This is a genomic window from Streptomyces sp. NPDC007205 (assembly GCF_040634095.1).
Lineage (GTDB): Bacteria > Actinomycetota > Actinomycetes > Streptomycetales > Streptomycetaceae > Streptomyces.
Genome location: NZ_JBEYEW010000095.1, coordinates 1 through 7260, shown reverse-complemented (window position 1 = coordinate 7260; position 7260 = coordinate 1). Strand labels below are relative to the sequence as shown.

Below are 7260 nucleotides of genomic sequence, written 5' to 3'. Positions count from 1 at the left end.
GGCGACAGCACCAGGCCCGCATCAGTCACTACAAACGACGCGGACACAGTCCCTGACCTAGCCATCAGTCACGGCAAGCACCGTTGCAGTACTAGGTCTGGCCATGCTCGCGCCCGCCCTGCTGCTCGTCTGGCTCTACCGGGCCCTCGGCTGGGCGTCGTCCTGTGGCGGCCGCCGCGACCGGGGCTGCTACACCCCGGCCGAACTCGCCCGGCTCGATGACCAGGGGCTGGCGGGGGCGGCCGCTACTTGCCGCCCAGGACCCGGCACCGCAACCAGCCGCCGCCGGCAGACCAGCCCCGGCCCCGGACAACTACTCCACGTGGCCCTTTTCGTGCCTACGCCTCGTCGGTAAAACGCCTATCCCGCTCCCCCCGATGGTCCGCGGAGTCACGTTCCGTGCCCCGGGCAAAAGTGGAGCCGTCACGACGGGCGGGGTCCATACCCCTGTCAAAGGGGTCGCCAGAGCCGACACGGTGCGCGTCCCGGCTACGGGCGGAATCGACACCAGGGAATCCGCCCCGGCCCGGGCCAGGGAGAGAATCGACAGAACGACGGACACGCGAGCCCCCGTCAATGACGGAGCTGGTCTCCCCACGCCTGCTTACCCTGTCCCTGATCGCCTCCCGCCCCTCAGTCAACCTTACGTCCTCGCCGACGGGCTCAACCCGCTTGGACTGCATACCGGCCCCACGCGGAGCCTCCCCGCCCCTGACCTCATTCACCACCCGAGGCTTGCCGACCCTGCCAACCATGGCACCCTCGCGCTCGGCCCCAGCCTCAATGCGCCCACCGGTAGCATGATTGACCCCGATACCATCGGACACCATGGACGCCGCGCGGACGTGTCTTTTGCCCCCCGTTGCCTTCTCGAACGCCTTGTTGGATTCTGTAGCGTCGCCGCCCAGAGGGGCATCATGTAGCCGCGAGCTGTCATCGCTGTTCTCGCGTTCATATTGTGCACGCGGCTGCGCAGCACCATTACGGTCATAAACCATACCCCTTTCTTCATCAAGATATACGGGCTCATATTTGGCGTCCGGAATAGACCCTTCGTAATCGATGCGCGATACTGGAACGTACCGGCCGCCATCCCGGATATAGACATTGTGCCTATTCTTGCTGAGGTATACAAATTTACGGCTGGAGCCGTCAGTCGACTGCCCCCGCTGTCGGGTGGACTGTTCCTCGGGCTGGGCAGCCCGACCTTCACTCCCCCGCTGGCGACTCCCACTACTGTGCTGAGGCTGTTGTCCCTCCGCACGGGATCCCTCTTGGTTGGACTGCTTCGCGCCATCGCCCTCCTGCCCATTCTCGGTACCGGAGCGCGAACCGGCCTCTTCCTGCTGGAGTAATTCCTTCAAGTACTTCATGCGCTCGACAGTTTCGGGTTTTGTGAAGTTCGTCGGATCTAAGGTGCCCATTTCATCCAACCGGCGCGCTTCCTTCAGGGCATCATCCTTGCTGCTAAACCACTTATCCCAGCGCCCAACATCATCACCCTGCGCTGTCTGTCGAATCCCACCCCCGGCATGGGAGTCCTCTCGATTCGCCTGCTTCGCGCCATCGCCGCGCTGCCCATTCTCGGTACCGGAGCCTGGGCTATGGAAGCCTTGTCGGTCGTACCAGCCTTGCGGCGCTGGCGCCCATTCTGACGCATCTTTCGGCTTCGGGTACTGCTTTCTCACGAAATCGACCTCACCCTCATTTGGGCCGAGTAACGTTCTATCGTTGGCATCGCTGCCAACCCATTCTCCAGCCGGGATGCCGTCAATTTTCTCAGTGCCGTCCCCGATCATAAGCTCACTGCCTGCAGCCTCAGAAGGATGCTTCAACCCCAGAACGTGACCTAACTCGTGCGTAGTGGTGTGCACATTACCGACCCCTATCCTGGATTTCCTAAATTCTTCGTAAGAATGGAACAAGCTGCCAGTGTATGTATCCCATTGACGTTTAATTCCCGCCTCGGTGAAGTAATCCTCACTGAGGACCACGTCACCATCCGGCCCACCTCTAGCCTTGGCGTCGTGAAATTTGCCCATATGGACCTTTACCTGCGCAGGTTGTCCGGAACTCGACACACGGAAAAGATCGTACCCAAGCTGCTTATTCCACGTATCGAATGCTGTTATCAGCGCCTCTCTTGCTGCTTGCTCGATATTTTGATCAAATTGGTAATATAAATGACCATCCGCAGCGGGTCGGAGAGGATGGTAGTTGTTGAAAGGAGTCGCGGCCGCCGAACTGACGGTGGCATTTACGATTTGCAGCCCGCCCGTTACAGTCAGGGCAACCCCCAACGAAAGACTCATAGCAACGCTTCGGCTTGCCACTGCCATTGACGTCTCGCGTACCTTCTTGTGACGTCCAGACATGTCAACCTCCTTGGATTTTCAAAAAAGAGTCTGATGGTTTCTACAGGAATATTAAAGCAGCCGGGGATAATTGATGGCCGGAAGATCGGGCGCCTTTGCTCAGATCGATGAGATGTTTTGCTGTATGCCCTTTGAGACCCATGAATGGCTGGCCTGTTACGCTGATTCGAGACTTTCCGCTGTGGCGTAAGTCACCTGTGGTCGTCGCTTCATCTCGACGACGGAGCGATCTTGGATATCCTGGCATGGCACTGTCACGTTGGGTGAGATGCCGCCGAACGCAGACCGGAACCCCTGGGCGCGCCCGGGCGGATGTAGTTGGCGCGACAGCTCGGCCAGTGATCTGACTGGCCCGTCACAGCACAGCGTCAGGCAGCTCGAACAACCGCATCCGAACGAGCAATGAGACACGAGAAGAACTCGCCCTAGAAGCGTGAGAGTTGCGCCAACGGCTCTCGCCGGGCAACGTGTTGCAGCAAACGCATCCTCACGGCCTTCCTGTTGAACGTGTGTTCCGTGGTTGGAGCACTGTTCAGACGAAGGCTGCTTCCGCGTACGCCGGAGCGAACCGAGTGATCAAGTTCGACGCAGTTCCTCCCACCAGAACCCGGGAAGGTGCCGCTCCTGGCACAGGATCGCATCGTCGGAAATGGCCGGCGTACCCACCCGGGATCGACGGCTACGGCCCTGTGCGTGAGCGTCCGACGACACTCCCGCACAAGGCGCGTACACTTGTCCAGGACCCGGCACCGCAACCAGCCGCCGCCGGCAGACCAGCCCCGGCCCCGGACAACTACTCCACGTGGCCCTTTTCGTGCCTACGCCTCGTCGGTAAAACGCCTATCCCGCTCCCCCCGATGGTCCGCGGAGTCACGTTCCGTGCCCCGGGCAAAAGTGGAGCCGTCACGACGGGCGGGGTCCATACCCCTGTCAAAGGGGTCGCCAGAGCCGACACGGTGCGCGTCCCGGCTACGGGCGGAATCGACACCAGGGAATCCGCCCCGGCCCGGGCCAGGGAGAGAATCGACAGAACGACGGACACGCGAGCCCCCGTCAATGACGGAGCTGGTCTCCCCACGCCTGCTTACCCTGTCCCTGATCGCCTCCCGCCCCTCAGTCAACCTTACGTCCTCGCCGACGGGCTCAACCCGCTTGGACTGCATACCGGCCCCACGCGGAGCCTCCCCGCCCCTGACCTCATTCACCACCCGAGGCTTGCCGACCCTGCCAACCATGGCACCCTCGCGCTCGGCCCCAGCCTCCACCGCAGCTTTACGCGCATCCACAGCCTTACCCCCAGTCTCCTGCTCGTCGGTCACTGGGGCCGGTTGAGCCCTGAAGCCCGCCTCTCTCTTCTTAAGATCGGACCGATGGTTATGAGCTAGGCTCCATCCCGACGGTCCTGGTTCGTCCACATGATTTGTGTCTGTCCCGTCGTCCGCAAGAACGTGCCCGCTCTCTGAGCCCCTCGGCGACTCGGTTACCCTATCTAAAGAGATGTTACTATTACGAATTCTGAGCGCATCTTGAAGGGGCTGAATGGATTGGGGCCCCATACTCGACAAGCGTTCCACTTCCCGTCGTGAAAAAAGTCCCATCCCTTTGTCAACGTCGCTGCGGTTACCGAGCGCTAATAGCTGAGAGACTTCTTCGCTAACAGCGTTCCCGTGTTCGTCCGTATAATTGTAGTAGGCTGTCCCATGATTATTCGGCTGTGTTCTACGCTGTTGTCCAAAATAACCCAGAACCTGGGAGAGGTGACCCCAGTTATTTTCCATCTGCTGAACCCAAGGGGCCGCAGGAGCCGAGTCTGTCCAGTGTTGCTCAAGGAATCGTTGTATTGGACGGAAGCGGGCCGCTTCGGACACCATCTGTATCATCCGCGTGATCGCCTCTTGTGCCCTTTGATTATCTCCACGCCCGTCATGCCTCATTAAGGTTCTGATGGCGTCGTTCAGCTGTTCACCACCGAGCGAAACACCGTCGCGACGCGGCAAACTATCATAGTTGCCGGCAATTCGGGCAGGAGTCGAGCCGTCAAGATTTGAACCGTTCAATGCGTATAAAACGCCGTGCACGCCAGCCGACGCCCAGCGCCAGCCCAGCACGTAAAGATCACTGGAGCGCACCACAAGATCAATCCCCGCATCATCCTCCCCAGGAAGGAGTCGGATGGTCCGCACGCGCCCAACTTGCTCGGTCTGAGAAGCATCACCGCTGACTTCGCCGCCAGAAAATTCCCTCCGGACATCCTCAAGAAAACGAACGTAACCTTCTGGGTCCCATGATTGGACCTGGTATTCGACGGCGGGAGGTTCGTTAGGCACCGCCACAGGGTTCTGCGTAGTGGCCGTGACCGGCTTAGGGGTGGTTGTTTTCCGGCCGCCGGCCAGGGCTTGCCCTGCGCCAAATCCGCTCAATGTGGCCACCGTCAGCCCGACTACCGCCACTTTCATCCCCTGTCGGCCCAGCTTCCTCGTGAAAACACATGATGCAGGCGCCGTCCTCTTACTGTGACGCTTTGAATGAGCACCCATAACTCTCTGCAACTCCTTTCAGGAAACCCGCTCTGCGATGCTTCCCCTGTATCTCACCAGGGGCAGCGGCGACAACTCACCGTCTGCATGACGCCTCTGCTTCCCTCCTCGAGAAAACTTACTTTGCATATGTAGACACACACTCGGGTCGTCCCGTTTCGCCCGACCAACGAAATTTTTATGTGTCGTAAGTCACACCTGAGCGTAGATCCTTTATCGCAAGGGTGACGTGATCTTGTGCCAGCGATATGACTGTTGTCATGTCTGGCAGGCGTCAATTCTCTGGAAGCGCGAGGGATTTTCTTGCACGACTTGAGCCTTCTGATGCGAGCCTGGCCGCGCTTTCATGATGGTCTGTTCGAACTCCACCGGAGGCAGCCGACGCTGGCGCTATGTCTGCGGCGCGTGTTGTAGAAGTCCTGACCATGTAGTGATCTTCAGCTGGACTCGGGCGCGGCGAATATACTCCACCTTGATCGCCGAGTGGAACGATTCCGCGCTGCGTTGTCATGGGCCGAAAAACCACTGGTCTCATGGACTGCACCCCGCCCAGCCGGGCACGCAGGGTGTTGTACACCTTGCGTGTTTCGAATCTGAGGCGTCCCCCGGAGTGTAGACACAGAGGTTCATGCCGCGATTGTGAGTCTACGTTCTCTTCGATGTCGCTGTTCGGGCCCAGCTGGTGAGAGGTAGTTGAGCGTTGATAATCTCGCGCATCTCGTGATGCCCCTCGTACCCACCGACCGCATCCACACCCCCCAGCGCAGCCCGTCCCCGGCGGTCAGCCGCATGGCCTGGGAGCCACGCATACAGTCCTGCGTGGCCTGCCTGACAGCCGAAGGCAAGACGAAGACGGAGATCATCCGCTGTCTGAAACGACACATCGTCCGCGAGGTCTACCGCCACTCATCCCGCGAACCGCAGAACAGCCGACTTCCTGCCGAGACCTCACCACCGCGGCCTGATCTTCCTTGACAGCTATAGGAGCATCGGCAAGGTCGAACGCTTCAACCGCACGCTGCTCGACGAATGGGCCTACGCCCGCCCCTACCGCTCCGAGACCGAACGACGCGAGGCCTTCGGCGAATGGCTGCACACCTACAATCACCACCGCGGACACACCGCGCTGAAGGGCCAACCACCCGCCAGCCGCTTCCCCAACCTCACAGGGCAATACACCTAGGCAGCCTCGGCGTAGGTCAGGCAGCACGTCGATCCGCTTATGATTTTCGGCGTCGATCACCCCGGGGGCATAGCGGTGCCGCCGGCGCAGAGGGAAAACGTCGACGCCATCACCTGGGCCACCCGGCCGGTGGGCAACGGGATAGGCATCAGGGACCGCAGGGCCGGGTGCGCGAGTATCGCCAGTAACCGTGCTCCCGCCCGGCCTGCTAGCCTTGCCGTTTTGGTTGGGTTGATGAGACGTTGCTGATCGTCTGCTGTCGGGTTGGCGGGGTGGTTTCGTGGCTTTGGGCATGGCGGAGTCCCGGCGCAGGGGTCGGGTTCTCCAAGCTCTTTCGGGTCGTGGGCGGTCGGAGGGCCATTGATCAGCCGCGCGGGATGGGGCAGCCCGGCGAAGGCGGTGGAAGGCCGGGGCGAGTTCATTTCGCCAGGGCCAGGTCGCCGATATCCGCAAGCGGAGGCGTCGGCCTCCGCGGCTGAGACGTGCAGCAGCCCGTAGCGGAGTTTCTTGGGCTCGGCAGCCGCGAGTTCGCCGTCCAGCAGCAGGACGCGCATCCAGGCCAGCAGATCGATCGCCGCGAGGCTGAGTTCGAGCCAGACGGCATTGATGCCGAAGTCTCGGGAAGGGAAGCGGCCAAAGCCGGTGGTCTTGCCGCACCGGATGCGGTCCTCGACGGTGGCATGCCCGCGGTGACGGACCTCCAGGAACCGGTCGGAACCGCCACCGGAGTAGGGGGGCGTCGGTGAGGAACACCTGATGCCGCAGGCCCTCGTTCTGGTCGAACAGGGACAGCTGGGCTCCGGGGTGTGACTGCTCGCGGCGCACGATGATGCGGTGCCGACCGGATAGCCGGCAAGGTCGACCATGCTCGGCGGCCTCAGCGCCGTCACGCAGTGTCCCGTCCTGGTCCAGGGCGGGGTGCCAGAGGCGGTTGGGCATGGCCCGGATAGCGCGGCGGACCGGCTCGGTGATGGCGTATCCGACTGAGAAGAAGGTACGGATTCCTCGTTTCCGCATGTCACGGACGTGAGCGGGGAAGGCTTTCGCGGATTCGGCGCTGTCGGTGCGGACTAGTACTGCAACGGTGCTTGCCGTGACTGATGGCTAGGTCAGGGACTGTGTCCGCGTCGTTTGTAGTGACTGATGCGGGCCTGGTGCTGTCGCC

At 61.3% G+C, this 7260-nt stretch carries 3 protein-coding genes and 3 pseudogenes; 2 read left to right on the top strand and 4 right to left on the bottom strand.

The genetic code is table 11. The features are described 5' to 3' along the window. The first annotated feature begins 103 nt into the window (after window positions 1-103). On the top strand, window positions 104-355 hold the full coding sequence (locus tag ABZ624_RS41430; RefSeq protein ID WP_360100656.1) for a hypothetical protein: 252 nt from the start codon (window positions 104-106) through the stop codon (window positions 353-355). Here ABZ624_RS41430 and ABZ624_RS41425 read toward each other — a convergent pair. Then, a complete protein-coding gene (locus ABZ624_RS41425; RefSeq protein WP_360100653.1) occupies window positions 339-2375 on the bottom strand; it encodes a matrixin family metalloprotease in 2037 nt (678 codons plus the stop codon). The genes ABZ624_RS41430 and ABZ624_RS41425 overlap by 17 nt on opposite strands. Before the next feature lie 818 nt (window positions 2376-3193). After that, window positions 3194-4831: a ribosome-inactivating family protein gene (locus ABZ624_RS41420; RefSeq protein ID WP_360100650.1), complete on the bottom strand. Its 1638-nt coding sequence runs from the start codon at window positions 4829-4831 to the stop codon at window positions 3194-3196. 1072 nt (window positions 4832-5903) lie between these two features. Here ABZ624_RS41420 and ABZ624_RS41415 point away from each other — a divergent pair. Next, window positions 5904-6095 (top strand): annotated as a pseudogene (locus ABZ624_RS41415) (integrase core domain-containing protein); the annotation flags it as partial. Between the two features lie 15 nt (window positions 6096-6110). Here the strand turns inward: ABZ624_RS41415 and ABZ624_RS41410 are convergent. Continuing rightward, window positions 6111-6307, bottom strand: a pseudogene (locus tag ABZ624_RS41410) (ISL3 family transposase); the annotation flags it as partial. Window positions 6308-6580: 273 nt separating this feature from the next. Next, window positions 6581-6961 (bottom strand): annotated as a pseudogene (locus tag ABZ624_RS41405) (transposase); the annotation flags it as partial. Between the last annotated feature and the right edge of the window lie 299 nt (window positions 6962-7260).